The organism is Rathayibacter sp. AY1B4, from assembly GCF_002932815.1.
GTDB lineage: Bacteria > Actinomycetota > Actinomycetes > Actinomycetales > Microbacteriaceae > Rathayibacter.
This window is the reverse complement of record NZ_PSWN01000047.1, coordinates 2890-4014: the sequence shown is the minus strand read 5'-3', so window position 1 is coordinate 4014 and position 1125 is coordinate 2890. Positions and strand designations below refer to the sequence as shown.

The window sequence follows — 1125 nt, the reverse complement described above, 5'->3', positions numbered from 1 at the left end:
GAGTGCGGTAGGGGAGAATGGAATTCCTGGTGTAGCGGTGGAATGCGCAGATATCAGGAGGAACACCGATGGCGAAGGCAGTTCTCTGGGCCGTTACTGACGCTGAGGAGCGAAAGCGTGGGGAGCGAACAGGATTAGATACCCTGGTAGTCCACGCCGTAAACGTTGGGAACTAGATGTGGGGACCTTTCCACGGTCTCCGTGTCGCAGCTAACGCATTAAGTTCCCCGCCTGGGGAGTACGGCCGCAAGGCTAAAACTCAAAGGAATTGACGGGGGCCCGCACAAGCGGCGGAGCATGCGGATTAATTCGATGCAACGCGAAGAACCTTACCAAGGCTTGACATATACCGGAAACTTCCAGAAATGGTTGCCCCGCAAGGTCGGTATACAGGTGGTGCATGGTTGTCGTCAGCTCGTGTCGTGAGATGTTGGGTTAAGTCCCGCAACGAGCGCAACCCTCGTTCTATGTTGCCAGCACGTCATGGTGGGAACTCATAGGAGACTGCCGGGGTCAACTCGGAGGAAGGTGGGGATGACGTCAAATCATCATGCCCCTTATGTCTTGGGCTTCACGCATGCTACAATGGCCGGTACAAAGGGCTGCGATACCGTAAGGTGGAGCGAATCCCAAAAAGCCGGTCTCAGTTCGGATTGAGGTCTGCAACTCGACCTCATGAAGTCGGAGTCGCTAGTAATCGCAGATCAGCAACGCTGCGGTGAATACGTTCCCGGGCCTTGTACACACCGCCCGTCAAGTCATGAAAGTCGGTAACACCCGAAGCCAGTGGCCTAACCGCAAGGAGGGAGCTGTCGAAGGTGGGATCGGTGATTAGGACTAAGTCGTAACAAGGTAGCCGTACCGGAAGGTGCGGCTGGATCACCTCCTTTCTAAGGAGCATCTGGACACCGCAGGGTGTTCCAGGCGCCAGATCAAAGCGAATGTCTTTGCTGGTAGCTCATGGGTGGAACATTGAACTAGGTGCTCGGTGAGATCGTCTCGCGTCAGTACAGCCTTCGGGTTGGGAACGCGTCGGGGCGGTGGAGTCGGGTACATGCACGCTGTTGGGTCCTGAGGGACCGGGCCGGCTGCCTTCGGGTGGCGGGGTCGACTCTCCGGATCCTT

At 56.9% G+C, this 1125-nt stretch carries 2 rRNA genes (1 of these 2 only partly in view); both read left to right on the top strand.

The features are described 5' to 3' along the window. Positions 1-890: ribosomal RNA gene (locus C5D66_RS16590) — 16S ribosomal RNA — on the top strand; the annotation flags it as partial. Between the two features lie 172 nt (positions 891-1062). Next, positions 1063-1125 (top strand): 23S ribosomal RNA (locus C5D66_RS16585); it runs 2875 nt beyond the window's last position.